This is a genomic window from Pseudomonas sp. Pseusp15, from assembly GCF_059492165.1.
Genome location: NZ_CP168523.1, coordinates 5,774,044 through 5,798,578 on the forward strand (window position 1 = coordinate 5,774,044; position 24,535 = coordinate 5,798,578).

Here is a 24,535-nt window from a genome sequence, read left to right on the forward strand (position 1 = left end):
TTTTACGCCTGGTGGCTGATCCGCCCATCCACCAGGGTATAACGCACCACGCCCGGCAGGCTGTGGCCAATGAACGGGCAGTTTTCGCCCTTGGACAGCCAAGTTTCACCGGCCACGGTCGAGGCCGCCGGGTCGAACAGCACGATATCCGCCGCGCCACCCACCGCCAACTTACCCGCCGGCAGGCGCAACGCCTCGGCAGGGCCGGCGCTCAAGCGTGCGAGCAGGGTTGGCAGGTCGAGCAAACCGTCTTCCACCAAGGTCATCGCCAGCGGCAGCAGCAGTTCAACGCTGCTGATGCCCGGTTCGGTCGCGCCGAACGGTGCCAGCTTGGCGTCGCGCTCATGGGGCTGGTGATGGCTGGAGATGGCGGATACCACACCGGACTTCACCGCTGCCCGCAGGCCGTCGCGGTCGGCGCGGGTGCGCAGCGGCGGCTGGACGTGATAGAGGCTGCTGAAGTCGATCAGCGCTTCGTCGGTGAGGATCAGTTGATACAACGCCACATCCGCCGTGACCTTCAGCCCGCGAGCCTGGGCCTGAGCGATCAGCGCTACGCCGCGCGCGCTGGTGAGCTGGCTGAAGTGCGCACGTACGCCGCTTTGCTCGACCAGCAGCAGATCCCGGGCCAGGGCCACGGTTTCGGCGGTTTCCGGAATGCCCGGCAGACCGAGGAAGCTTGCGGTCGGGCCTTCATGGGCCAGGCCACCTTCGGCCAAGTCGTGATCCTGCGAGTTGAAAATCACCGTCAGGTCGAACGTCGCCGCGTACTCCAGCGCCCGGCACAGGGTGCGGGTGTTGCGGAAGCTCTCCAGGCCATTGCCGAAGGCCACGCAGCCGGCATCGCGCAAGGCTACGAGCTCTGCAAGCTGCTCGCCGTCCAGGCCTTTGCTCAGGGCGCCGATCGGGAAGACTTTGGTGTTGCCGGCCTCACGAGCACGGTCGAGGATCAATTCGGCCACGGCCGAGGTGTCCAGCACCGGTTTGGTTTTCGGCGGGCAGCACAGGCTGGTCACGCCGCCGGCGGCAGCTGCGCGGGTTTCGCTGGCGATCGAGCCTTTGCGGCTGTAGCCCGGCTCGCGCAGGGCAACGTTCAGGTCAACCAGGCCCGGGGCGGCCACCAGGCCCTTGGCGTCGATGGTGTCGACGGCAACAAAACCGGCCGGAGCGGCGCCAAGGGCGACGATCTTGCAGGCTTCAACATGGATGTCAGTCACTTGATCCAGGCCGCTGGCCGGATCGATAACGCGTGCGCCGAGAATGCTGAGCTTCACTGGGCGTTCTCCTGCTCGAATTGGCGCTGGGCTGTTTGCCCGCTCATGGCCATGGACAGCACGGCCATACGAATCGCGATGCCGTAGGTCACTTGGTTGAGAATCACCGAGTGCGGACCGTCGGCCACCGCCGACTCAATCTCCACCCCACGATTGATCGGCCCAGGGTGCATCACGATGGCATCGGGTTTGGCACCGGCCAGGCGCGCGGTGGTCAGGCCGAACAGGCGGTAGAACTCGCCTTCACTCGGCAGCAGGCCGCCGGTCATGCGCTCACGCTGCAAGCGCAGCATGATCACCACGTCGACGTCTTTCAGGCCTTCGGTCATGTCGGTGTAGACCTTCACACCGTATTGCTCGATGCCGATCGGCAGCAGGGTTTTCGGCGCGATCACGCGGATGTCCGGGCAGCCGAGGGTTTTCAGGGCCAGCATGTTCGAGCGTGCTACCCGCGAGTGCAGGATGTCGCCGACGATGGCCACCGAGAGGTTTTCGAAGCCACCCTTGTGCCGACGAATGGTGAGCATGTCGAGCATGCCCTGGGTCGGGTGCGCGTGACGGCCGTCGCCACCGTTGATGATCGCCACTTGCGGGCAGACATGTTCGGCAATGAAGTGCGCCGCGCCAGAATCACCGTGACGCACGACGAACATGTCGGCGGCCATGGCTTCGAGGTTGCGCAGGGTGTCGAGCAGGGTTTCGCCCTTGCTCGCCGATGACGTGGACACGTTCAGGGTGATCACGTCGGCCGACAGCCGCTGGGCCGCCAGTTCGAAGGTGGTGCGGGTGCGGGTGGAGTTCTCGAAGAACACATTGCACACGGTCTTGCCGCGCAACAACGGGACTTTTTTCACCGCCCGGGCGCCGACTTCGAGGAACGAGTCGGCGGTGTCGAGGATTTCCGTCAGCAGCTCGCGGCGCAAACCGTCGAGCGAGAGGAAGTGGCGTAGCTGGCCCTGATCATTGAGCTGCAGCGGGCGCTTGGTTTCTAGAGGCGTCATCGCGAGGGGGACTCTCAATAGGGCGAATTAAAGGGCGAGGTCTTGCAGTTCGAGCTTGAGTTCCGGACCGGACAACTTCACCCGTTCGTGGGCCGCCAGTGACAGGGTCGCTCCGACTATATTCGGGCGGATCGGCAGCTCAGCGGCGTCCAGGTCCAGCAGGCACACCAGCGTCACGCTGGCCGGGCGGCCGTAGTCGAACAGTTCGTTCATCGCGGCGCGGATGGTCCGACCACTCATCAGTACGTCGTCGATCAGCACCAGATGCTGGCCTTCGATCTCGAAGGGCAGCGCCGAAGGGCGTACTTGCGGGTGCAGGCCGCTCTGGCTGAAGTCGTCGCGGTAGAAGGACACATCAAGGGTGCCCAGCGGCGCGTCGCTGCCCAACTCCTTGAGCAACGCCTGAGCGACCCAGATGCCACCGGTCCGAATACCGATATAACGCGGTTCGCTGATGCCACGGTTTTCCAGGTAAGCCTTGAGACGGATCGCCATCTGGCTGATCAGTTCGGCGGGATTAGGCAGGCTCATGGTTTGCTCCTTCTTGGTCCCGAGCCCTGCTTTTGGGGTATAGCGCCTGGGTGGGGGCTCGGGTTGTAGCTAAAAGAGACGCGCAGCGACTCGTCAGGATCAGGTGCTTGAGGATTCGAACAGTGCGGTATTTTCGTCGAGCCAGCCTTGCAGTAGCAGGGCGGCGGCGATGGCATCGACCGGGTTGTCGCGGAAACTGCCTTTCTGGCCGCCACGGACCAGGCGTTCGCCCTTGGCCTCGAAGGTGGTCAGGCGCTCGTCGTGAGTATAGAAGGGCAGGTTGTAGCGGCCGTTCAGGCGCCGGGCGAATTTTTCGGCCCGCAGGCACATGTCGCTGGGCGTGCCGTCCATGTTCAACGGCAGGCCGACCACCACGGCGTCGGGTTTCCACTCTTTGATCAGGGCTTCGACCTGATTCCAGTCGGGAATGCCATTTTGTGCCTTCAAGGTGCACAGCTCGCGGGCCTGGCCGGTAATCACCTGGCCGACCGCAACGCCGATCTGCTTGGTGCCGTAGTCGAAACCCAGAATCAGCCGCAGGGCCATCAGGCGTGCCCCGCCTGGCTGGTGAGCAGGCTGAGGTTGATACCCAGGTGCTTGGCCGCCGCTTCGAGACGTAACTCGCTGCTGGTGTTGAACAGGATGTCGGCATGGAACGGGCAAGTCAGCCAGGCGTTGTCGGCCAGTTCGGCTTCCAGTTGCCCGGCTTCCCAACCGGCATAGCCGAGGGTGATCAAACTTTTCGCGGGGCCGACGCCATCGGCGATGGCGAACAGCACGTCCTGGGAGGTCGACAGCGACAACTCGCCATCCAGATCAACGGTAGCCTGATAGGTTTTTCCCGACGGGTGCAGGACAAAGCCGCGATCGGTTTGCACCGGGCCGCCGATAAAGATCGGCACGTGCTGGCAGAGCACCGGCGGTTCGATATCGGGGCGCAATTGCTCGAGGATATCGGCCAGGTTCAGATCCTGCGGACGGTTGACCACCAGACCCATGGCACCATTGGCGGTGTGCTCGACGATGTAGGTCAAGGTGTGCGCAAAGTTCGGGTCGGCCATGTGAGGCATGGCGATCAGGAAGTGATGCTTGAGGTAGCTGGGGCTGACGTTCTTCATGAGCGCTAGTGTGGCGTTGGAGGGGCGAACTGACAAGCTGAGGATGCACAGGAAATGCCTGTGCAGGTGTCTTTTTGATCCGGGCTTGCCCGCGAAGACATTGGCTCGATCACTGCAAATCTTCCGGCTAATTACTGGACAACCGGTCCCCGCGCGCAAACCTCCAGGTGCGGATGATTTCCAGGCGGTCGATGTCCGACAGATCCCCGGTAAACGGTGCGAACGGCGCGGCGAGCCGCACGATGCGCTGCGCCGCCTGATCCAGCAGCGGTTGGCCGGACGATTCCAGCACCAACACTTCATACAGCGAGCCGTCGCGATTGATCGAGACCATCAGGCGCAAATTGCCATAAATCTGTTTGCGTCGGGCCTCGTCGGGGTAGTTGAGGTTGCCGATGCGCTCGACCTTCTTGCGCCATTCATCCTTATACCAGGCACCCTTGTCGCGCATGGTCGACGCGGCGCTCAAGCGGTGGATGCGCGGGCGTTTGGCGTACAGCTGTTGCTCGTTGGCCAGTTCCGCTTCCAGGCTGGCGATGTCGCTGGACAACTGTGAGCTGTCGAAGGTCGGTGCTTCGACCTTGGGCTTGGTCTCGGTCTTGACGTCTTCCTGCTTGGTCGCGGCTTTTTTCGGCTTCGGCGCGACAGTCGTCACGGCGGCCTTGGGCGCGGCTTCCTGCACTTGGGGTTTGGCGGTTGGCGGCGGAGTGACCGTCTGCACCTTGTTGTCCTGGAAGGGCGCGACCTCGGTGGTCTTTGGAATGGCCTTTTTATCCAGGGTGCCGCTGCCTTGCTGATTCTCTTGAGCGAGGAAATCGGCTTTTTTCGGCTTGGTTTCGCTTTTGAAGGTGGCGAGGGTGATTTCCAGGGTTTTGCTGATTTGCTTGGGTTCGACCATGGTGAACCCGACGCCCAACAGCAAGGCCAGGTGAATCAGTGCCGCGAGAAACAGGGTAAAACCGAGGCGATCGGCCGGGCGCACGCCACGATGGGCGAGTTCAGGGGGCAGATCGGACGGGAGTGTCATGACAAGAAAACCAACATCGCGTTTTTTACAGGCCGGCGATGATAACGCAATGTTGGTTGTCTCTTGGCTGTTCTCGATCAACGAGCCTTGAGCTTCTGATCGATGGCATCCATCAACTGGCCGCCGATGTCGGTGCCGAACGCGTTATCGATCTCGCGAATGCAGGTCGGGCTGGTGACGTTGATTTCGGTCAGGTGCTCACCGATCACGTCGAGACCGACGAACAGCAAGCCCTTCTCGCGCAGGGTCGGGCCGACTTGCGCGGCGATCCAGCGATCTTTCTCGGTCAGCGGTCGGGCTTCGCCACGGCCACCGGCGGCGAGGTTGCCACGGGTTTCGCCTGCTGCCGGAATCCGCGCCAGGCAATAATCCACAGGCTCGCCGTCGATCATCAGGATGCGCTTGTCGCCATCAACGATCGCCGGCAGGTAGCCCTGGATCATGATCTGCTGCTTGCCATGCAGGGTCAGGGTTTCAAGAATCACCGACAGGTTCGGGTGGCCCGCGGTATGACGGAAGATCGACGAACCGCCCATGCCGTCCAGCGGCTTGAGGATCACGTCACCGTGATGGTCGGCGAATTCACGCAACACGTCCGGGCGACGGCTGACGATGGTCGGCGGCGTGCACTGCGGGAACAGCGTGGCGAACAGCTTCTCGTTGCAGTCACGCAGGCTTTGCGGCTTGTTGACCACCAGCACGCCAGCGTTCTCGGCTTGCTCCAGCAGGTAAGTGGAGTAGACGAACTCCATGTCGAACGGCGGATCCTTGCGCATCAGAATCACGTCCAGGTCGCTCAGCAGTGCGTCGGATTCGGCGCCCAGCTCGAACCACTTGTGCGGGTCGGCGAAGACTTTCAGCGGACGCATCCGCGCGCGCGCCTGGCCCTCGGCCTGATACAAATCGCGCTGTTCCATATAGAACAGTTCCCAGCCACGCTTTTGCGCGGCCAACAGCATGGCCAGCGAGCTATCCTTTTTATAGGAGATGCTGGCGATAGGATCCATGACAATCCCGACGCGAACGCTCATGGGGTTTTCCTCGAAATTGGGGTGGAAAGTGCGATGAAAAAGTGGCGTCAGAGTGGCGCTGAGTGGGTTCCCGGTCAAGGAAAAACCACCGCACAGGTCACCCGATAGATTGGACGGGGAGACTGTGCTAAAAAGGCTGCCATGCCGTCTTGGCCCTTGAGTATCAAGGGTTTCGGGCCGCAAACGGACAAATTGATTCACAAAGGCGACGGTAGAGCCCCTATGGAACAGCATTCCAGCGCCTTGAAGGTCATGGTGATCGATGATTCGAAAACGATTCGTCGCACCGCCGAAACGCTGTTGAAAAACGTGGGCTGTGAAGTCATCACCGCAATCGATGGTTTCGATGCCCTGGCCAAGATTGCCGACAATCACCCAGGCATCATCTTTGTCGACATCATGATGCCGCGTCTGGATGGCTATCAGACCTGCGCGTTGATCAAGAACAACAGTGCGTTCAAGTCCACGCCAGTGATTATGCTGTCGTCCAGGGACGGGTTGTTCGACAAGGCCAAGGGGCGGATCGTCGGCTCCGACCAGTTTTTGACCAAGCCTTTCAGCAAGGAAGAACTGCTGAACGCGATTCAGGCCCACGTACCGGGCTTTGCTGTCGTTTCGCCGCAGTAGGACACGCACAGTGACGCTCGGCCATGGGGCCTTGCGTCGACAAGAATGGGGAAGACCATGGCACGTATTCTGATCGTCGATGATTCGCCGACCGAAATGTACAAACTGACCGGCATGCTCGAAAAGCACGGTCATGAAGTGTTGAAAGCCGAAAACGGCGCCGACGGCGTGGCCCTGGCCCGTCAGGAAAAACCCGACGCGGTACTGATGGACATCGTCATGCCCGGCCTCAACGGTTTCCAGGCGACCCGTCAGCTGACCAAAGACCCGGAAACCGGGCACATCCCGGTGATCATCATCACCACCAAGGATCAGGAAACCGACAAAGTCTGGGGCACGCGCCAGGGCGCCAAGGACTACCTGACCAAACCGGTCGATGAAGACACCCTGATCAAGACGCTGAACAACGTGCTGGCCGGTTGATCGTCCGGCCATGACCGAGTCGCTGACGGCCTTCGAACTGCTGCTGCAGATTGATCAACGTTGTCGTCTGCTGGCGGCGGACCTGCCGTCCCAGCCGACTCGACAGGACAGCTGGAGCGGCATCGGTTTTCGCTTGGGCGAGCACGGGTACGTCGCGCCCATGGGCGAAGTCAGCGAAGTCCTGCACGAACCGCGCGTTACCCAAATGCCGGGGGTCAAGCCCTGGGTCAAGGGCGTAGCGAACCTGCGTGGGCGGCTGCTGCCGATCATGGATGTGTACGGCTTCTTTTATGGTTATGAGGCCGGCCATGAACTGTCGGCCCTGCGCAAGCAGCGGCGGATACTGGTGGTGGAGCACAACGACGTGTTCGCCGGGTTGCTGGTCGATGAGGTCTTCGGCTTGCAGCACTTTGCCCAGGACAGCCTGGAGCCGGTGCCCATGGACGAGCTGCAGGGGCCGATCGCGCCGTTCGTCAAAGGCCGCTTTCAGCGTGAACAGAATTGGCAGGTGTTCAGCCCGTTTGCGTTGGCGCAGTCGCAAGGTTTCATGAATGTAGCGCTGTAGCCGGGGAGTAGGTTGAATTGGGCAGGACAGGCGAGGACCGATGATTAAAGCAAACGCAGGTACGCCGGAAGGGTCGCGCAGCCGGTCGCAGATCATCGTGCTGTTCATCGCGCTGATCATCTTCATCATGCTGCTGTTCGCCAACTTCGCGTACCTCAACACCCAGGCGAATTACGACAAGCAGTACATCGGCCACGCCGGTGAGCTGCGGGTGCTGTCGCAACGCATCGCCAAGAACGCCACCGAAGCCGCCGCTGGCAAGGCCGCGGCGTTCAAGTTGCTCAGCGATGCGCGCAACGACTTCGCCCTGCGTTGGGGCTATCTGAAGAAAGGCGATCCCTCCACCGGCCTGCCGCCGGCACCGTCCACTGTGCGCCCGGAAATGCGCGCGGTACAGCTGGATTGGGAGCGGCTGCTGAAAAACACCGACGCCATTCTCTCCAGCGAACAGACCGTGTTGTCATTGCATCAAGTCGCCGCGACGCTGGCCGAAACCGTGCCGCAATTGCAGGTCGAGTACGAAAAGGTCGTCGAAACCCTCCTGCAACGTGGCGCCCCGGCCGCTCAGGTGGCGATGGCCCAGCGTCAGTCGCTGCTGGCCGAGCGGATTCTCGGTGCAGTGAACACCGTGCTGTCCGGCGACGAAAACTCGCAGCAGGCCGCCGACGCCTTCGGTCGCGATGCGGCGCGTTTTGGCCAGGTGCTCAACGGCATGCTTCAGGGCAATGCGGCGCTGAAAATCAGCCAGGTCGAAGACCGCGATGCCCGTGCCCGGTTGACCGAGATTTCCGAACTGTTCGAATTCGTCTCGGGTTCGGTGGACGAAATCCTCGAAACCTCGCCGGAGCTGTTCAAGGTCCGCGAATCGGCCAGCAACATTTTTACCCTGTCGCAAACCCTGCTCGATGAAGCTTCGCACTTGGCCAGCCGTTTCGAAAACCTCGCCGGCGGGCGCAACACCGATACCATCGGCGGCTACGTGCTGGGTTTGCTCGCGTTGATGTCGATCATTCTCATTGGCCTGGTGATGGTGCGCGAAACCAACCGTCAGTTGCGTGAAACCGCTGAGAAGAACGAGCGCAATCAGAGCGCGATCATGCGCCTGCTGGACGAAATTGAAGACCTGGCCGACGGTGACCTGACCGTGACCGCCTCGGTGACCGAAGACTTCACCGGGACCATCGCCGACTCGATCAACTATTCCGTCGACCAGTTGCGCGATCTGGTGGCGACCATCAACCTCACCGCCGGCCAGGTCGCCGCCGCCGTGCAGGAAACCCAGGCCACCGCGATGCACCTGGCCCAGGCCTCGGAGCATCAGGCGCAGCAGATTTCCGAAGCCTCCATGGCGATCAACGACATGGCCGAGTCCATCGATCAGGTCTCGGCCAATGCCGCCGAATCCTCAGCGGTGGCCGAGCGCTCGGTGGAAATTGCCAACAAGGGCAACGAAGTGGTGCACAACACCATCCACGGCATGGACAATATTCGCGAGCAGATCCAGGACACCGCCAAGCGCATCAAGCGCCTCGGTGAGTCTTCTCAGGAAATCGGCGACATTGTCAGCCTGATCGATGACATTGCTGATCAGACCAACATCCTCGCCCTCAACGCGGCCATTCAGGCGTCCATGGCCGGTGACGCCGGGCGCGGTTTTGCGGTGGTGGCCGACGAAGTACAGCGGCTGGCCGAGCGCTCGTCCGCGGCGACCCGGCAGATCGAAACGCTGGTGCGGGCAATTCAGACCGACACCAACGAAGCGGTGATTTCCATGGAGCAGACCACCACCGAAGTGGTGCGCGGCGCGCGTCTGGCGCAGGATGCCGGAGTGGCCCTGGAAGAAATCGAAGGCGTATCGAAGACCCTCGCGGCATTGATCCAGAGTATTTCCAACGCCGCGCAGCAACAGACGTCTTCGGCCGGCCAGATTTCCCTGACGATGAACGTGATCCAGCAGATCACCACGCAGACCTCGTCCGGCTCCACCGCCACTGCCGAGAGCATTGGCAACCTGGCGAAAATGGCCAGCCAGCTGCGGCGTTCGGTGTCCGGTTTCACCTTGCCGGCCAAGCCTGCGCAAGCTGCGGACAACGCTTGAACCGCCTCAGGGCGTATGCATTTGATTGGAGTAGTTATGGGTGATCGGCACGACTATGTGGCCCTCGAATGGGTCAAGGGCGAGATTGCCGAAACGCTGAAGCAGGCTCATCGGGCGATCGAAACCCTGATCGACGACCCGCAGGCGACGCACGCGCTGAGTGAGTGCCTGGCCTGTGTCCATCAGGTGCACGGCAGTTTGCAGATGGTCGAGTTCTACGGCGCGGCGCTGCTCGCCGAAGAGATCGAGCAACTGACCAGCGCCTTGCAGCAGAACCGCATCAGCCATCGCGACGAGGCCATTCGTTTGCTGTTGCATGCCCTGGGGCAATTGCCGACTTACCTCGACCGGGTGCAAGGCGCCCGGCGTGACCTGCCGCTGGTGGTGTTGCCGCTGATCAACGACCTGCGCAGTGCCCGTGGCGAAAGCCTGTTGTCGGAAACCAGCCTGTTCAGCCCGCAACTGCCGGAACTGCCGCCCCTGAGCGAAGAAGCCCTGGCGCTGCTGGAGCCGTCCGACTTGCCGAATGTGCTGCGCAAGTTGCGGCAAATGCTGCAGATGGCGCTGGTCGGCTTGCTGCGCGAGCAGGATGACGAAACCCACTTGGCTTACCTGTCCAGGGTTTTTGCACGCCTTGAAGGGCTGTGCGGCAATGCGCCGCTGAGCCCGTTATGGCACGTCGCTTCGGCGCTGGTCGAAGGCATGCGCAATGGCTCGATCGCCAATAGCCCCGCGTTGCGCAGCCTGTTCAAGGAGGCCGACAAAGAGCTCAAGCGTCTGCTCGAACAAGGCATGCCCGCGATCAATCAACCGGCACCGCCAGAGCTGCTCAAGAGTTTGTTGTTCTATATTGCCAAGGCCGAACACCCCACCGGGCAGATGCTGACCATGAAAGATCGCTACTCACTGGACGACGCGCTACCCGACAGTGCGATGGTCGATGAAGAACGGGCGAGGCTGGCCGGCCCTGATCGCGATGCCATGCGTTCGGTATTGGCGGCGTTGTGCGAAGAGCTGGTGCGGGTCAAGGAGCGCCTGGACCTGTTCGTGCGCAGCGACCGCCAGCACACCTCGGACCTCGAAAGCCTGCTGGCGCCGCTGCGGCAAATCGCCGACACCCTGGCGGTGCTCGGTTTCGGCCAGCCGCGCAAGGTCATCATCGATCAACTGGCGGTGGTGCTGAGCCTCGCCCAGGGCCAGCGCGAACCTAACGACGCGACCCTCATGGACGTCGCCGGGGCCTTGCTCTACGTCGAAGCGACCCTGGCCGGCATGGTCGGCACCGTGGAGCCGGAAAGCCAGGAAGACAGCCGTCTGCCGACCACCGACCTGACGCAGATCCACCAGATCGTGATCAAGGAAGCGCGCATCTGCCTGCAGCAGGCCAAGGACATGATCGTCGACTACATCGACGCCGACTGGGACCGTCAGCATTTGCAACCGTTGCCGGCATTGCTGACCCAAGTGCGCGGTGCGCTGGCGATGATTCCGTTGGCCCGCGCGGCGAGCCTGGTCGAGGCCTGTAACGGTTTCATCCGCGAGCATCTATTGGTGGACCCGGGGCAGCCCGGCTGGCAGCAACTGGACAGCCTGGCTGACGTCATCACCAGCATCGAGTATTACCTGGAGCGCCTCAGCGACGACCCCGAAGCGCCCGGTGAACAACTGCTCGACGTTGCGGAAAAAGGCCTGGCCGCACTCGGCTGTTTCCCCAGCGAACAGCACGTGCCGAAGCTTGAGGATGTGCTCAGCCCCAGTGAAGCCCTGGTGATGCAGGACATGCAGGAGCTGGACGACCCCGAAACCGTCCAGTCGTTGGCCGATGTACTGGCCAGCCCGGTGTCGTCCGTCAACCCGCCGGCACTGACGATGCCCGGTAGTCTGTTGCCGCCGCCCGCCGATGAACAACCGGTGGACGATGAACTGCGGGAAGTCTTCCTCGAAGAAACCGACGAGGTTCTGGAAATCCTCCGGGAGTACCTGCCGCGCTGGTCGGCCAATCCCGACAGCACATCGGTTTTGAGTGAATTACGCCGCGCCTTCCACACCCTCAAGGGCAGTGGCCGGATGGTCCGCGCGTTGGTGCTGGGCGAGCTGGCCTGGGCGGTGGAAAACCTGCTCAACCGCGTGCTTGAACACAGCGTTGCACCTTTGCCTGCAGTGCAGCAACTGGTGGGCGACGCGCTGAAGTTGCTGCCGGAACTGGTGGCCGAGTTCGCCGCCAACGCCCAGCGCCAGCGCAACGATGTCGATCGATTGGCCGCCCGCGCCCATGCCCTCGCCAAGGGTTATGAACCGCTGTCCGATGAGGACGCGCAGGATGTCGCGGCGCTCGATCCGCTGTTGCTGGAGATCTTCCGCAACGAAGCCGAAACCCATTTGAACAGCCTCAATCGCTTCCTCGATCAGGCTGCCGAGCACGTACCGCTGCAGGCCAGTGACGAGTTGCAGCGAGCCTTGCACACCCTCAAGGGCAGCGCGTCGATGGCCGGCGTGCTGCCGATTGCCGAGCTGGCGGCGTCGCTGGATCAACTGGCCCGGGAGTACAAGGCGCACCGGATTGCCCTCGACCTGGACGAAGTCGAGTTGCTGCTGGAAGCCGAAGGCTTGTTCCGCCTGGGGCTGCGACAGCTCAAGAGCGACCCGCTGGCCGAAATCCCCGGCGCCCGTTCGTTGATTGAACGCACCCGGACATTGCTGGCCGAACATCTGCAAAGCCTGTCGAGCGCGCCCGGCACGGGGCTGCGGATCAAACGCGACCCGCAACTGATCAACAACTTCCTCGCCCAGGGCATGGACATCCTGCTGGACGCCGAAAGCCTGTTGCAGCGCTGGCAGCAGCATCCCGGCGAGCGCCAGGAACTCAGCGCGCTGCTGGACGAATTGACCACCCTCGGCGAAGGCGCGCACCTGGCCGACCTGCATCCGGTGGACGAGCTCTGTGAAGCCTTGCTCGATCTCTATGGCGCTGTGGAAGAAAGCAGCCTGGCGGTCAGCGACAGGTTTTTCCACGAAGCACAAAGTGCCCACGAAGCGCTGATCAACATGCTCGATGAACTGGCTGCCGGCCAGGAAGTCACTGCGCAACCGCAGCGGGTGCGGGCCTTGCGCGACTTGCTGGATGAGAGTCTCGACCCATCCTCCATGGGCCTGATTCGCAGCGATGGCAGCCGCACCCTGAGCATTCGAGAACTGGGCAGCGCCACGGCCGAGCTGGAGCAGGCCGCGACTGAGGTGGATCTGGACGACGAAATCGTTTCGATCTTTCTTGAGGAAGCGGTGGATATCCTTGAAAGCGCCGGCCAGGCCTTGCAACGCTGGTTGAGCGACCCGGAAAACGCCGCGCCGCTACTGTCTTTACAGCGCGATTTGCACACCCTCAAGGGCGGTGCGCGGATGGCCGAGGTCGAGCCGGTCGGCGATCTGGCCCATGAGCTGGAAAGCCTTTATGAAGGCCTGGTGGACCGCCGTTACTGCCACAGCGAAGCGCTGGCGCAGTTGCTGCAACAGAGCCATGACCGACTGGCCGTGTTCCTCGAACAGTTGCAGCACAACCGTCCGTTGGGCGATCCGGGCGAATTGATCGAGGCCATTCGTGAGTTTCGTCTGGGTAATGCCGGCAGTGCCGAGGTGATCGAACCGGCGGCCAGCAACGACTCGCCGGGGCATGATCCCGAGCTTCTGGAAATCTTCCTCGAAGAAGGTTTCGACATCATCGAAAACTCCGGCGCGGCGCTGTTGCGCTGGCAGGCCGAGCCTTCGAATCGTCAGGAAGTGGAAACCCTGCTGCGCGACCTGCATACCCTCAAGGGTGGCGCGCGAATGGTGGAAATCGCGCCGATCGGCGACCTGGCCCATGAGCTGGAATTCCTCTACGAAGGCTTGTCCGCTGGCGCGCTGCAACCGACCGCGGCGCTGTTCACGCTGTTGCAAAGCAGCCATGACCGACTGGCGCAGATGCTCGACGCCACCCGCGCCGGTCAGCCACTTCCACCGGCCGATCAGCTGATCGAGGCGATCAAGAATTTCAGCCACCCGGCGGTGCCCGAAACACCGACACCGATGGCGATGCCCGCAGCGCCCAAAGCCGAGCCAGCCGCGTTGCAACCCGAAGGCGCCGACACGGTCAAGGTCTCGGCGGAGTTGCTCGACGACCTGGTCAACCTGGCCGGGGAGACTTCGATCTTCCGTGGCCGTATCGAACAACAGGTCAACGATGCGCGGGTGGCCCTGAGCGAAATGGAAACCACCATCGAGCGCATGCGCGACCAGTTGCGCCGCCTCGATACCGAAACCCAGGGGCGGATTCTCAGCCGTCAGCAAGTCGAGGCCGAACGCCTGGGTTATGAAGAGTTCGACCCGCTGGAGATGGACCGTCACTCGCAGTTGCAACAGCTGTCGCGGGCATTGTTCGAGTCCGCCTCCGACCTGCTTGACCTCAAGGAAACCCTCGACCGGCGCAATCAGGATGCGGAAAATCTGCTGCAACAGCAGGGCCGCATCAACACCGAATTGCAGGAAGGCCTGATGCGCACGCGCATGGTGCCGTTCGAACGAATGCTGCCGCGTTTGAAACGCATCGTGCGTCAGGTTTCCAGCGAACTGGGCAAGGATGTGGAGTTCATCGTTGGCAACGCCGAAGGCGAGATGGACCGCAACGTCCTCGAGCGCATGGCCGCGCCGCTGGAACACATGCTGCGCAACGCCGTTGACCATGGGCTGGAATCGGCCGAGGTGCGGATCGCGGCCGGTAAACCGGCTCAAGGCAAGATCACCCTCGACTTGTCGCGAGAGGGCGGCGACATCATTTTCGACATCTGCGACGACGGTGCCGGCGTGCCGCTGGACGCCGTGCGGCGCAAGGCGATTAAGCGCGGCTTGCTCGCCCCGGACAGCGACATCAGCGATCGCGACGTGCTGCAATTCATCCTGCAACCGGGGTTTTCCACCGCCGAGAAAATCACCCAGATCTCCGGGCGTGGCGTCGGCATGGACGTGGTTCACGAAGAAGTCCGGCAGCTCGGCGGGACCATGAGCATCGACTCGACGTCGGGGCAGGGCGTGCATTTCCGGATTCGCCTGCCGTTCACCGTGTCGGTCAACCGCGCGCTGATGGTGCAGTGCGGGGAGGATCAATACGCGATCCCGCTGAACACCATCGACGGCATCGTTCGCGTGCTGCCCAACGAACTCGAAGGGCATTACCGGCTCGATCCACCGAGCTACGAATACGCCGGGCAACGCTATGAGCTGTGCTACCTCGGCGATCTGCTGAAAACCAGTACCCGCCCGAAACTGCTGGGCCAGAGCCTGCCGTTGCCGGTATTGCTGGTGCAGTGCAACGAACGGCACGTTGCGGTGCAGGTGGACGCCATGGCCGGCACCCGGGAAATCGTGGTCAAAAGCCTCGGCCCGCAATTTGCCGCAGTGCAGGGTTTGTCCGGTGCGACGATTCTCGGCGATGGTCGGGTGGTGCTGATTCTCGACTTGCTGGCGCCGATCCGCGCGATGCAAGCGCAGGTGCCGCAACGACCGGTGACACAGGACGTCGAGCCCGAGGCGCAACGGCCGTTGCTGGTGCTGGTGGTCGATGATTCGGTCACCGTGCGCAAGGTCACCAGCCGTCTGCTGGAGCGCCACGGCATGAACGTACTGACCGCCAAGGACGGTGTCGACGCCATGCTACTGCTGGAAGAACACATGCCCGATCTGATGCTGCTGGACATCGAAATGCCACGCATGGACGGCTTCGAAGTGGCGACCCAGGTGCGCGCCGACGAACGCTTGCAGCATCTGCCGATCATCATGATCACCTCCCGCACGGGTCAAAAACACCGCGACCGCGCCATGGCCATCGGCGTCAACGACTACCTCGGCAAGCCGTATCAGGAATCGGTGCTGCTCGACAGCATCGCCCGCTGGAGCAAAACCCATGCATGAGCACCGCTCCAGCAACCTGACAGGTTTGCTGCTGCCCCTGGCCGACCGCAACCTGATCCTGCCCAACGTCGCCGTCGCCGAACTCATCGACTATCAGCCGGGGGCTTTCGATCTCGATACACCGCCGTGGTACCTGGGGCGGGTGACCTGGCGCGAACGGCAGATTCCACTGCTCAGTTTCGAGTCGGCGTGTGGCAACAAAGTGGTGATCGGGGAACGGGCGCGGATCGTCATCCTCAATGCCCTTGGCGGGCGGCCTGAGTTGAAGTTCATTGCGCTGCTGGTGCAGGGGATTCCGCGTTCTTACAAGCTCGACAGTCAGTTGAGTTATGTTGACGTGCCGTTGTGTTCGCTGGAGAAGGCGGCGGTGCAGGTGGGGGAGCAAGTGGCCAAGGTGCCTGACTTGCTCGCGCTGGAAGACCTGCTTGTGAATGCGGGTCTGGTCTGACCGGACCCTGTGGCGAGGGAGCTTGCTCCCGCTGGGTCGCGAAGCGGCCCCAAAACCTGTCATCGATGTGTGTCAGGTACACCAAGCACAATGGTTTTACGACTGTTTCGCAGCCGAACGGGAGCAAGCTCCCTCGCCACAGGGGGTTGTGCGTTAAACCCCGGCCCGAGCCTTCATCTGCAACGACTCATGATGATCCAGCACCCGCTCCACCAACAACTGCACGCCATCTGCCAAACGGCTGAGCGCCAAGGCTACAGAGCGGCGTGAGCCTTCCACATCGTCCGCGAGATCGGCAGCAATGGCGCTGATGGACAGCAGGTCTTCGGAGGCATTGGCCAGAAGGGCTTCGGTGTCGATATCGGGGGAGACGGTGAAGAGCTGGGACTTACGGCGTTTGGCCGGTTTGTCGTGGGGTGACGGGAAGTAATGGGAGAAGGCGCGGTCGGCGGCTTCCTTCATTTTTTCTGCATCGAGTGATGCTTGGGAATCGACGCCGGTTTCCGGGGGGTTGGGAGTAGCTTTGAACATAGTGAATCACCGTATTGGGTTGGAGCTGGCCCATTCGGTTTCCAAGACGAAGGGGTGACAGCTGTACGCAGGCTGGAAACCCGGGGTACGGCAACCCGGTCGACCCGAAGGTCTCCCGCGCACAGCCGCCATAACGGAGTGCACACTTTGAAAGGTGCGCAAGCATACGTTATGAAGGGCGCTTTGGCGCCAGTAACTCATCGGGGTTTCCAGTCCCGGTCGCTGAATTGGCAGCGACACACAAACGATAAAGATCAACGCAAAACCTCACCAGTCAGCGGCTTCCGGCATTGCTGTAGGCAGCGACGCACGACTGTGTAGCCTCACACCGTTCCTGCCGACAAACTTTTAAACACAAAACCTCAGGCTGTCGGACCTTCCTGTGGCGAGGGAGCTTGCTCCCGCTGGGTTGCGAAGCAGCCCCAAAACCTGCAACCGAGGTGTATCAGGTACACCGAGAACAATGGTTTTACGACTGCTTCGCAGCCGAACGGGGGCAAGCCCCCTTGCCACAAAGGTTTCTGCATTAGGTTGAAGATTCCCAAAAAGGGACCTATCGTTCCTTTTTTGGGACTTATCGGTCGTTGCCGTGAAAAACCTGTCATTGAGCGAAGCCTTGTTCACCACCACCCAGCAAAAAGTGCTCGGCCTGCTGTTTGGTAAACCCGACCGAAGTTTTTACGCCAACGAGATCGCCCGCTGGGCTCAAGTGGGTAAAGGCAGCCTCATGCGCGAGCTGGATCGGTTGCAGCGGGCAGGCGTGCTGACCATGACCCGTCAGGGCAACCAGACCCACTATCAAGCCAATCCCGACTGCCCGATCTATGCCGAACTGCTGGGCATTGCCCGCAAAACCTTTGGTATTACAGAGCCTCTGCGTCAGGCGCTTCAACCCTTTGCCGAACAGATCACCTGGGCATTTGTGTACGGCTCTATCGCCAAGGATCAGGCAAACGCATCCAGTGACATTGATCTCATGCTGATCGGCGAGGGCCTGCACTACAGTGAAGTGATGGAGCGGCTTATACCAATGGAGGAGCAGTTGGGCCGCGTCCTCAACCCGACGCTCTACACCCCCGACGACTGGGCCGCAAAACTGGCGGCTGAAAATAGTTTTGTCGTGCGGGTAGCGCAGCAGGACAAGATCAATCTGATGGGGGGAAACCCTTTGGAGTCCAAGGATGGGCAGCAACGAGAACCTGGAAAACCTGTTACGTAGTGGTGGACTGAAAGCTGAGCCGCCGGATCGCAAGGAATGCGAAGGGCTGATGCGTTCGGCTGTGGATCGATTGAAGGACGCCCAAACGTCTTCACTTTCCTTCGCGAGTCGTTTCGACCTGGCATACAACGCTGCCCATGCCCTTGCACTGACGGCTCTTCGTTTGTGCGGCTACCGTTCAGACAAACGCTATCTGGTGTTTCAGTGCCTGGTTCATACCGCTGATATTGGCAAAGTACAGGTTCGGCTATTCGCCCTGTGTCATGAGCGACGAAACCTGGCGGAGTACGAAGGCTATATGGATGAAGATCCGGCGCTGTTGGCGCAGTTGTTGGAAAGTGCTGAACAGCTTCTGATTCGAGTGCAGGAACAGATGGCGTCCTTCAGTTCATCGCGGACCTGATCGTTCCCACGCGCAGCAAAGGAATGCAGCCCGGGACGCTCCGCGTCCCATTCGAGAGCTGGAACGCGGAGCGTCCCTTGAGGCATTCCTTTGCTGCGCGTGGGAACGATCGGGGCGGTGTTCGATCATTACGGTCAGCGTAACGATCCGTCTCTCTGCTTGATTGATGCCCCCCACCCAACACTCCTAAGGTGACTCCCACGACAGCGAACCCGTGGAGTGGTCATGACAACAACAATATCCCCCGACTCGCGATGGACGCGGCGGCGCAGCGAAAAGCAGCGGCGTCTCGAATTGGTGAAGGGGCTTGCCGACGGTGTGGTGTTGCCCACCGACAAGATCGTGGCAGCGCTGGAGGCGTTGATTCTGCCCGGCGACCGTGTGGTGCTGGAGGGCAATAACCAGAAGCAGGCGGATTTCCTTTCCCGCTCCCTGGCCAAGGCCGATCCGGGCACGCTGCATGACTTGCACATGATCATGCCCAGCGTCGGGCGCTCCGAGCACCTGGATCTGTTTGAGCGCGGCATCGCGCGCAAGCTCGACTTCTCGTTCGCCGGTACCCAGAGCCTGCGCATCAGCCAGTTGCTCGAAGACGGTTTGCTGGAAATCGGCGCGATCCACACCTACATCGAGCTCTATGCGCGGCTGGTGGTGGACCTGATCCCCAACGTCGTGCTCTCGGCCGGTTTCATGGCCGACCGCGCGGGCAACATCTACACTGGCCCAAGCACCGAAGACACCCCCGCGTTGATCGAACCGGCGGCCTTCAGTGACGGCATCGTCATCGTCCAGGTCAATCAACTGGTGGACGATGTCAGCGACCTGCCTCGCGTGGATATCCCCGCGTCCTGGGTCGACTTCGTGGTGGTGGCGGACAAGCCGTTCTACATCGAGCCGTTGTTCACCCGCGACCCACGCCACATCAAGCCTGTGCATGTGTTGATGGCGATGATGGCGATCCGCGGGATCTACGAAAAACACAACGTTCAGTCGCTGAACCACGGCATCGGCTTCAACACCGCCGCCATCGAATTGATCCTGCCGACTTACGGCGAGTCCCTCGGCCTCAAGGGTAAGATCTGCCGCAACTGGACGCTCAATCCGCATCCAACCCTGATTCCGGCCATCGAAAGTGGCTGGGTCGAAAGTGTGCATTGCTTCGGCACCGAACTGGGCATGGAAAACTACATCGCCGCCCGGCCTGATGTGTTCTTCACCGGCCGCGATGGCTCCCTGCGCTCCAACCGGATGTTCAGTCAGCTCGCCGGACAATACGCGGTGGACCTGTTCATCGGCGCGACCCTGCAAGTCGATGGTGACGGTCATTCCTCCACGGTGACTCGCGGTCGCCTGGCCGGTTTCGGTGGTGCGCCGAACATGGGCCACGACCCGCGTGGTCGCCGTCACGGCACACCCGCCTGGCTCGACATGCGCCACACCGACGTGGCCGAGCCGATGCTCGAACGCGGCAAGAAACTCGTGGTGCAGATGGTCGAGACCTTCCAGGAGGGCGGCAAACCGACCTTCGTCGAAACCCTCGACGCGGTGGAGGTGGCGAAGAAAAGCGGCATGCCGCTGGCGCCGATCATGATCTATGGCGACGACGTCACCCATCTGCTCACCGAAGAAGGCATCGCCTATCTGTACAAGGCCCGTTCCCTCGAGGAACGCCAGGCGATGATCGCTGCCGTCGCCGGGGTGACCGCCATCGGCTTGCGCCACAACCCCAAAGACACCGCGCGCATGCGCCGCGAAGGGCTGATCGCCTTGCCCGAAGACCTCGGCATCCGCCGCACCGACGCCACTCGCGAACTGCTCGCAGCGAAAAGCGTGGCCGATCTGGTGGAATGGTCCGGTGGCCTCTACAACCCGCCCGCCAAGTTCAGGAGCTGGTAATGCACGCATTCAACCTGCAACCGAAAACGTTAACCCTGGCCGAACGGCTGGCGGACCTGGCGGTGGACGCGCTGATCGACGAAGCGGACCTGTCGCCGAAACCGGCGCTGGTGGACCGTCGCGGCAATGGCGCGCACACCGATTTGCACCTCGGGCTGATGCACGCTTCGGCGTTGTCCCTGTGGCCGGCGTTCAAGGCAATGGCGGACGCGGCCATCGAGTTCGGCGAAGTCGGCCTGCCCCTGCGTGAAGCTGTCGGGTGCATTGGTCGTGAAGGCGAGCAAGTGATGCTCGCTACTACAGGCGGTGTGAACACCCATCGTGGGGCGATCTGGGCCTTGGGGCTTCTGGTCACGGCCGTCGCGCTGGAACCTGAGTCCAGTGCCGCAAGCGCCATCACCTTGCGCGCTGCGCGCCTGGCCCTTCTCGACGACCGTTACGCCCCGCGTCCGCTCAGCCACGGTGCGCAAGTCGCACAGCGTTACGGCGCACGCGGTGCCCGTGAAGAGGCACAGCTCGGTTTCCCGGCGGTGATTCAACGCGCACTGCCGCAACTCAAACGCAGCCGCGCTACCGGCCATGGCGAACAGAACGCCCGGCTCGATGCTCTGCTGGCGATCATGACGACACTGGCCGACACCTGCGTGCTCTACCGCGCAGGCGAAACCGGCCTGCACACCATGCAACTCGGCGCGCAAGCCGTGCTCGATGCCGGCGGCAGCGCCAGCCTCGCCGGTCGCCGTCGTTTGCATGAGCTGGACCAACAATTAATCGCGTTGAATGCCTCGCCCGGTGGCGCTGCGGACTTGCTCGCAGCCTGCCTGTTCATCGACCGCATTGAGTCGCGCGACGGCATCTCCCAGGGAGCGTTTTGATGGAAACCTTATCCTTTGAATTCCCCGCCGGGCAGCCGCCACGGGGCAGGGCGCTGGTGGGCTGTGTGGGCTCGGGCGATCTGGAAGTGCTGATCGAACCAGGGCTGGCGGGCAAGTTGACGATCCAGGTGCAGACCTCGGTCAATGGCAGTGAACAACGCTGGCAGCATCTGTTCGCACGGATGTTCGATGGCCAGACACCGCCCGCGATGGCGATCGATATCCACGATTTCGGTGCCACCCCCGGTGTAGTGCGCTTGCGTCTGGAACAGGGCTTTGAGGAGATCGGTCATGACTGACAGCGCAGCGCTTCTCAACCCATTCCTTGAAAGGCAGAGCTTCGTCGAACTCGGTGCCCGGCAACGGGCAAAAGCGCTGCTCGATGCCGGCACCTTCCGCGAATTGCTCGACCCGTTTCAGCGCGTCATGTCGCCATGGCTGTCGCGCCAGGGCGTGGTGCCGCAAGCCGATGACGGCGTGGTGATCGCCAAGGGCAGCATCGGCGGTTTGCCGGTGGTGATCGCGGCCATCGAAGGCGCGTTTCAGGGCGGCAGCCTGGGTGAAGTCGGCGGGGCGAAGATTGCCGGTGCGCTGGAACTGGCCGCCGAGGACAACCGCAAAGGCATTCCCACCCGTGCCGTGTTGCTGCTGGAAACCGGCGGCGTGCGTTTGCAGGAAGCCAATCTCGGGCTGGCGGCGATTGCCGATATTCATGCGGCGATCGTCGATCTGCGCCAGTACCAACCGGTAATCGGCGTGGTCGCCGGTAGCGTCGGCTGTTTTGGTGGGATGTCGATTGCCGCCGGGTTGTGCAGTTATTTGCTGGTGACTCAGGAAGCACGCCTTGGCCTCAACGGCCCGCAGGTGATCGAGCAGGAAGCCGGGCTTGAGGAATACGACTCCCGTGATCGCCCGTTTATCTGGAGCCTGACCGGCGGCGAGCAACGCTTCGCCAGCGGCTTGGTGGATCGCTACGTCGCTGACGACGTGGCGCAGATTCAGCAGCAGGTCGGCGAGTTGCTCAAGCAAGGTTTGCCGAGTCAACAACGCAGCCGTCAGGCCGAGTGGTTCTTGCAACGGCTGGCCCGTCTGGACGCCGAACCGCAAATCGAGCCGTCAGTGGTTCGCGATCTGTATCAAGGAGAGCGCTCATGAGTTCGTATTCCCTGAGAGGCCTGAACTGGTTCAACGCCTTGAGTGCAGGCGCAAAACCGGTGGAGGGTTTGCCGGCTTCATTGAAAGTGGCTGACGGCGTCTTGGGTGACCGGCCCGTTCGCTTCATCGCTGTGGTGGCTGATCCTGACAACCGGTTCGTTCGTGCGCGCAATGGCGAGGTCGGGCTGCTGGAAGGCTGGGGGTTGGCCAAGGCGGTGGATGACGTCATCACCGCTGATGCTGACAAAGCGCACAAACGCGCCTTGATCGCCATCGTCGATGTGCCGAGTCAGGCTTACGGTCGGCGCGAAGAAGCGCTCGGCATTCATCAGGCCTTGGCCGGTGCGGCGGACAGTTATGCCCGCGCCCGACTGGCCGGCCATGCGGTGATCGGTTTGCTGGTGGGCAAGGCGATGTCCGGGGCGTTTCTGGCTCACGGGTATCAGGCCAACCGGCTGATCGCGTTGCGCGATCCGGGGGTGATGGTGCATGCGATGGGCAAGGCGTCGGCGGCGCGGGTCACGTTGCGCAGTGTCGAAGAACTGGAGGCGCTAGCCGCCAGCGTGCCGCCGATGGCTTATGACATCGATAGCTTTGCCAGCCTGGGCTTGCTCTGGGAAACCTTGTCGGTGGAGCAGATCGAGCAGCCGACGACGGCGGATCTGGCTCGCGTGACGGAGTGCCTGAGCCAGGCGATTGGCGATGTCGCTGCCAGCGGTCGCGATCTGAGCAGCCGCCTGGGTGCGAGTAACCGCGCCGCGTCGAGCAAGGTTCGCCAACTACTGAGAGCGCAGTGGTGAACAGGTTTCTGGCCCACGACCTGCTTTGGGGGATGACCCCGGAGCAGTTGCCGGCGGATGCGCCTGGGTGGGTGGTCGAGTCGATCAGCGCGGGTCAGCCTGTGGTGGTTCGGCGTGCGATCACCGCGCCGGATCAGATAGCGGTCGGGGTGCGTGGACGCTTGCGCGAACAGCGTTATGCAACATCGATGGCGATCGCGGTGATTTCGAATCGGGTAAGGCCGGAAGACCTTTGCCATGCAGAGTCGACTCGCGACCTGCCGGCCCTGCGAGCGCTGGCGCAACTGCGGCCGATGCTCGACGCCTGCGGTTGGGTGTGGGGTGTCAGCGGCAGCGCCGGGTTTGAATTGGCCAGCGGTTTTGCGGCGCTCCATGAACGTAGCGATCTCGACTTGATTCTGCGTACTACGCAGCCGCTGAACCGATCTCAAGCGCGGGCATTGATGACGCTTCTCGGCAGCGCCGAGTGTCTGGTGGACATGCAGTTGCAGACACCGAACGGCGCTGTCGCCCTGCGCGAATGGGCTGGCCCGTCGCAACGGGTTCTACTCAAGAACGCCCATGAAGCGTGCCTGGTGTCCGATCCGTGGAACCCGCAGGAGCAAGCAGCGTGAGCAGCTTGCTGGTGTTCCCCGGTCAGGGCGCGCAGCAGCCGGGCATGCTCCATCGTTGGCCTCGGGAAGCGCTGGTTGAGGCGAGCGAGGTGCTGGGTGAAGACGTCTTGCTGCTTGATTCTGCCGAGGCGTTGCAGTCGACAAGGGCGGTTCAGCTGTGCCTGCTGATTGCCGGCGTCGCCGCTTCGCGTCAGTTATCAATGGCACCGGATTACGTGGCGGGACTGTCCATCGGTGCCTACCCGGCGGCGGTGGTTGCGGGCGCCTTGAGTTTCAGTGATGCGCTGCATCTGGTCAGCCTGCGCGGTGAGCTGATGCAGCAGGCATATCCTCAAGGCTACGGCATGACCGCGATCATCGGTCTGGAATTGGCGACGGTGGAGGGGTTGCTGGCGCAGGTTCACTGTGTTGATACACCGGTTTACCTGGCCAACATCAACGCCGATAACCAGGTGGTGATTGCTGGCAGTGATTCGGCGATGAAAGCAGTTACCGACCTGGCGCGCAGCCGTGGCGCCGGTCTGGCCAAGCGTCTGGCGGTCAGCGTGCCGTCCCATTGCCCGCTGCTGGAAACACCGGCGAAAACTCTGGCCGAAGCCTTCGCCAAGGTGCAATTGAAAACGCCGACCCTGGGTTACCTGAGTGGCAGTCGAGCCCGGCCCGTCATCAACACGGATGCCTTGCGCGACGACCTGGCGTTCAACATGTGCCGCGTCGTCGATTGGCGCGGTACGGTGCAAAGCGCTTACGAGCGCGGCGTGCGTTTACAGATCGAACTGCCGCCCGGTGCGGTGTTGACCGGGCTGGCGCGCCGGGTGTTCGAGCAGGGCACCGTGATTGCCTTCGACGGTGCACGGCTCGATACCTTGCAGGCGCTGTTGCGTGAGGAGGGAAGCCGCCAACCCTAGATCACCGACTCAGGTTGCGAACTACAAAAACAACAATTCCGACGATGCACT

Annotated in this window: 23 protein-coding genes; 15 read left to right on the forward strand and 8 right to left on the reverse strand. The window is 62.1% G+C overall.

The features are described from left to right. Positions 1–2: 2 nt before the first annotated feature. The 7 genes from ACEN8R_RS26100 to gshB form a co-directional block, all read right to left on the reverse strand. Positions 3–1,274: a dihydroorotase gene (locus ACEN8R_RS26100; protein ID WP_105340816.1), complete on the reverse strand. Its 1,272-nt coding sequence runs from the start codon at positions 1,272–1,274 to the stop codon at positions 3–5. Continuing rightward, positions 1,271–2,275: an aspartate carbamoyltransferase catalytic subunit gene (locus ACEN8R_RS26105; RefSeq protein WP_007939362.1), complete on the reverse strand. Its 1,005-nt coding sequence runs from the start codon at positions 2,273–2,275 to the stop codon at positions 1,271–1,273. Before ACEN8R_RS26105 ends, ACEN8R_RS26100 begins: the two co-directional genes overlap by 4 nt. A gap of 27 nt (positions 2,276–2,302) precedes the next feature. After that, positions 2,303–2,806, reverse strand: a complete 504-nt coding sequence (gene pyrR / locus ACEN8R_RS26110) for a bifunctional pyr operon transcriptional regulator/uracil phosphoribosyltransferase PyrR (RefSeq protein ID WP_018928711.1) — start codon at positions 2,804–2,806, stop codon at positions 2,303–2,305. Between the two features lie 99 nt (positions 2,807–2,905). Beyond that, complete coding sequence (ruvX, locus tag ACEN8R_RS26115) at positions 2,906–3,352, reverse strand: Holliday junction resolvase RuvX (RefSeq protein ID WP_495624449.1); 447 nt, start codon at positions 3,350–3,352, stop codon at positions 2,906–2,908. Next, positions 3,352–3,924: a YqgE/AlgH family protein gene (locus tag ACEN8R_RS26120; protein ID WP_018928713.1), complete on the reverse strand. Its 573-nt coding sequence runs from the start codon at positions 3,922–3,924 to the stop codon at positions 3,352–3,354. Before ACEN8R_RS26120 ends, ruvX begins: the two co-directional genes overlap by 1 nt. A gap of 127 nt (positions 3,925–4,051) precedes the next feature. After that, positions 4,052–4,951: an energy transducer TonB gene (locus tag ACEN8R_RS26125; RefSeq protein WP_026286615.1), complete on the reverse strand. Its 900-nt coding sequence runs from the start codon at positions 4,949–4,951 to the stop codon at positions 4,052–4,054. 77 nt (positions 4,952–5,028) lie between these two features. After that, entirely contained in the window at positions 5,029–5,982 is a 954-nt protein-coding gene (gene gshB / locus ACEN8R_RS26130) for a glutathione synthase (protein ID WP_018928715.1), read from the reverse strand. Between the two features lie 222 nt (positions 5,983–6,204). On the opposite strand from gshB, the gene pilG reads away from it, so the two are divergent. From pilG to ACEN8R_RS26160, 6 genes are read left to right on the forward strand one after another with little or no spacing between them, the layout of a single operon-like run. After that, entirely contained in the window at positions 6,205–6,609 is a 405-nt protein-coding gene (pilG, locus tag ACEN8R_RS26135; protein WP_007897954.1) for a twitching motility response regulator PilG, read from the forward strand. 57 nt (positions 6,610–6,666) lie between these two features. Next, entirely contained in the window at positions 6,667–7,032 is a 366-nt protein-coding gene (gene pilH / locus ACEN8R_RS26140; RefSeq protein ID WP_007897961.1) for a twitching motility response regulator PilH, read from the forward strand. Between the two features lie 10 nt (positions 7,033–7,042). Continuing rightward, positions 7,043–7,597 carry a chemotaxis protein CheW gene (locus ACEN8R_RS26145; RefSeq protein ID WP_018928716.1) on the forward strand — a complete coding sequence of 185 codons (555 nt, stop codon included), beginning with the start codon at positions 7,043–7,045 and terminating at the stop codon, positions 7,595–7,597. 40 nt (positions 7,598–7,637) lie between these two features. Then, on the forward strand, positions 7,638–9,695 hold the full coding sequence (locus tag ACEN8R_RS26150) for a methyl-accepting chemotaxis protein (RefSeq protein ID WP_018928717.1): 2,058 nt from the start codon (positions 7,638–7,640) through the stop codon (positions 9,693–9,695). Between the two features lie 36 nt (positions 9,696–9,731). Continuing rightward, entirely contained in the window at positions 9,732–15,635 is a 5,904-nt protein-coding gene (locus ACEN8R_RS26155; RefSeq protein WP_495624450.1) for an Hpt domain-containing protein, read from the forward strand. Further along, positions 15,628–16,083 carry a chemotaxis protein CheW gene (locus tag ACEN8R_RS26160; RefSeq protein WP_018928719.1) on the forward strand — a complete coding sequence of 152 codons (456 nt, stop codon included), beginning with the start codon at positions 15,628–15,630 and terminating at the stop codon, positions 16,081–16,083. Before ACEN8R_RS26155 ends, ACEN8R_RS26160 begins: the two co-directional genes overlap by 8 nt. Positions 16,084–16,236: 153 nt before the next feature. Here the strand turns inward: ACEN8R_RS26160 and ACEN8R_RS26165 are convergent, their stop codons facing one another. Then, entirely contained in the window at positions 16,237–16,614 is a 378-nt protein-coding gene (locus tag ACEN8R_RS26165) for a DUF6124 family protein (RefSeq protein ID WP_495624451.1), read from the reverse strand. A 589-nt stretch (positions 16,615–17,203) separates the two neighbouring features. On the opposite strand from ACEN8R_RS26165, the gene ACEN8R_RS26170 reads away from it, so the two are divergent. The 9 genes from ACEN8R_RS26170 to mdcH all read left to right on the forward strand — a co-directional run bounded on the left by ACEN8R_RS26170 (position 17,204) and on the right by mdcH (position 24,484). Next, positions 17,204–17,833, forward strand: a complete 630-nt coding sequence (locus ACEN8R_RS26170) for a nucleotidyltransferase domain-containing protein (protein ID WP_111452974.1) — start codon at positions 17,204–17,206, stop codon at positions 17,831–17,833. After that, positions 17,796–18,236, forward strand: a complete 441-nt coding sequence (locus tag ACEN8R_RS26175) for a hypothetical protein (protein WP_111452973.1) — start codon at positions 17,796–17,798, stop codon at positions 18,234–18,236. Before ACEN8R_RS26170 ends, ACEN8R_RS26175 begins: the two co-directional genes overlap by 38 nt. Positions 18,237–18,461: 225 nt before the next feature. After that, entirely contained in the window at positions 18,462–20,132 is a 1,671-nt protein-coding gene (mdcA, locus tag ACEN8R_RS26180) for a malonate decarboxylase subunit alpha (RefSeq protein ID WP_026286616.1), read from the forward strand. Next, positions 20,132–21,007 (forward strand): triphosphoribosyl-dephospho-CoA synthase, encoded by an 876-nt coding sequence (locus tag ACEN8R_RS26185; RefSeq protein WP_495624452.1) that lies wholly within the window; start codon positions 20,132–20,134, stop codon positions 21,005–21,007. Before mdcA ends, ACEN8R_RS26185 begins: the two co-directional genes overlap by 1 nt. After that, positions 21,007–21,306: a malonate decarboxylase subunit delta gene (locus ACEN8R_RS26190; protein WP_007941972.1), complete on the forward strand. Its 300-nt coding sequence runs from the start codon at positions 21,007–21,009 to the stop codon at positions 21,304–21,306. Before ACEN8R_RS26185 ends, ACEN8R_RS26190 begins: the two co-directional genes overlap by 1 nt. Further along, positions 21,299–22,162: a biotin-independent malonate decarboxylase subunit beta gene (locus ACEN8R_RS26195; RefSeq protein WP_495624453.1), complete on the forward strand. Its 864-nt coding sequence runs from the start codon at positions 21,299–21,301 to the stop codon at positions 22,160–22,162. The genes ACEN8R_RS26190 and ACEN8R_RS26195 overlap by 8 nt, the downstream gene beginning before the upstream one ends. Further along, positions 22,159–22,962, forward strand: a complete 804-nt coding sequence (gene mdcE, locus ACEN8R_RS26200; protein WP_495624454.1) for a biotin-independent malonate decarboxylase subunit gamma — start codon at positions 22,159–22,161, stop codon at positions 22,960–22,962. The genes ACEN8R_RS26195 and mdcE overlap by 4 nt, the downstream gene beginning before the upstream one ends. Next, positions 22,956–23,576: a malonate decarboxylase holo-ACP synthase gene (locus tag ACEN8R_RS26205; protein ID WP_495624455.1), complete on the forward strand. Its 621-nt coding sequence runs from the start codon at positions 22,956–22,958 to the stop codon at positions 23,574–23,576. Before mdcE ends, ACEN8R_RS26205 begins: the two co-directional genes overlap by 7 nt. After that, positions 23,573–24,484 (forward strand): malonate decarboxylase subunit epsilon, encoded by a 912-nt coding sequence (gene mdcH / locus ACEN8R_RS26210; RefSeq protein ID WP_495624456.1) that lies wholly within the window; start codon positions 23,573–23,575, stop codon positions 24,482–24,484. The genes ACEN8R_RS26205 and mdcH overlap by 4 nt, the downstream gene beginning before the upstream one ends. Positions 24,485–24,535: the final 51 nt, after the last annotated feature.

Excerpts from the sequence above, each read along its gene's own strand:
- ACEN8R_RS26105 (WP_007939362.1), bottom strand. The coding sequence starts at position 2,275 with ATGACGCCTCTAGAAACCAAGCGCCCGCTGCAGCTCAATGATCAGGGC.
- pyrR (WP_018928711.1), bottom strand. The coding sequence starts at position 2,806 with ATGAGCCTGCCTAATCCCGCCGAACTGATCAGCCAGATGGCGATCCGT.
- ruvX (WP_495624449.1), bottom strand. The coding sequence starts at position 3,352 with ATGGCCCTGCGGCTGATTCTGGGTTTCGACTACGGCACCAAGCAGATC.
- ACEN8R_RS26120 (WP_018928713.1), bottom strand. The coding sequence starts at position 3,924 with ATGAAGAACGTCAGCCCCAGCTACCTCAAGCATCACTTCCTGATCGCC.
- ACEN8R_RS26125 (WP_026286615.1), bottom strand. The coding sequence starts at position 4,951 with ATGACACTCCCGTCCGATCTGCCCCCTGAACTCGCCCATCGTGGCGTG.
- gshB (WP_018928715.1), bottom strand. The coding sequence starts at position 5,982 with ATGAGCGTTCGCGTCGGGATTGTCATGGATCCTATCGCCAGCATCTCC.
- pilG (WP_007897954.1), top strand. The coding sequence starts at position 6,205 with ATGGAACAGCATTCCAGCGCCTTGAAGGTCATGGTGATCGATGATTCG.
- pilH (WP_007897961.1), top strand. The coding sequence starts at position 6,667 with ATGGCACGTATTCTGATCGTCGATGATTCGCCGACCGAAATGTACAAA.
- ACEN8R_RS26145 (WP_018928716.1), top strand. The coding sequence starts at position 7,043 with ATGACCGAGTCGCTGACGGCCTTCGAACTGCTGCTGCAGATTGATCAA.
- ACEN8R_RS26150 (WP_018928717.1), top strand. The coding sequence starts at position 7,638 with ATGATTAAAGCAAACGCAGGTACGCCGGAAGGGTCGCGCAGCCGGTCG.
- ACEN8R_RS26155 (WP_495624450.1), top strand. The coding sequence starts at position 9,732 with ATGGGTGATCGGCACGACTATGTGGCCCTCGAATGGGTCAAGGGCGAG.
- ACEN8R_RS26160 (WP_018928719.1), top strand. The coding sequence starts at position 15,628 with ATGCATGAGCACCGCTCCAGCAACCTGACAGGTTTGCTGCTGCCCCTG.
- ACEN8R_RS26165 (WP_495624451.1), bottom strand. The coding sequence starts at position 16,614 with ATGTTCAAAGCTACTCCCAACCCCCCGGAAACCGGCGTCGATTCCCAA.
- ACEN8R_RS26175 (WP_111452973.1), top strand. The coding sequence starts at position 17,796 with ATGGGCAGCAACGAGAACCTGGAAAACCTGTTACGTAGTGGTGGACTG.
- mdcA (WP_026286616.1), top strand. The coding sequence starts at position 18,462 with ATGACAACAACAATATCCCCCGACTCGCGATGGACGCGGCGGCGCAGC.
- ACEN8R_RS26185 (WP_495624452.1), top strand. The coding sequence starts at position 20,132 with ATGCACGCATTCAACCTGCAACCGAAAACGTTAACCCTGGCCGAACGG.
- ACEN8R_RS26190 (WP_007941972.1), top strand. The coding sequence starts at position 21,007 with ATGGAAACCTTATCCTTTGAATTCCCCGCCGGGCAGCCGCCACGGGGC.
- ACEN8R_RS26195 (WP_495624453.1), top strand. The coding sequence starts at position 21,299 with ATGACTGACAGCGCAGCGCTTCTCAACCCATTCCTTGAAAGGCAGAGC.
- mdcE (WP_495624454.1), top strand. The coding sequence starts at position 22,159 with ATGAGTTCGTATTCCCTGAGAGGCCTGAACTGGTTCAACGCCTTGAGT.